1 protein-coding gene is annotated in these 274 nt (G+C 35.0%); it reads right to left on the bottom strand.

Annotated features, from left to right (window positions below; all coding sequences use genetic code 11):
* Positions 1-274: DegV family protein (locus V7150_RS26245; protein ID WP_335524197.1), on the bottom strand; the 274-nt coding region annotated here is incomplete at both ends.

The following is a 274-nucleotide window of genomic DNA, read 5'->3' as shown; positions in this document are numbered from 1 at the left end:
GAGGATAGGAACCAGTTTGTGAATCAATCGCAAACAGTTTAAAATTTTCCATGCCTGCAGCAATTACCGATGCTTGATAGGTACCAGTTAATATACTGGAAGCATGAATAGCTATTCCACAGTCATATTCTTCCTTTAACTTGTTATAAAGCTCTACAAAATCATTGATGGATGGTTGGGATGTTTGAAATTTCCCATCCTCGTTTTGCATTCGCTTATAAAATTCCTGTTCAGAAATATCGATTGTTTCTTTGTAGAATTCATCGTTAATAAC

This window comes from Neobacillus drentensis (assembly GCF_036965245.1).
GTDB lineage: Bacteria > Bacillota > Bacilli > Bacillales > Cytobacillaceae > Neobacillus > Neobacillus drentensis_G.
This window is presented reverse-complemented; position numbering and strand designations above follow the sequence as displayed.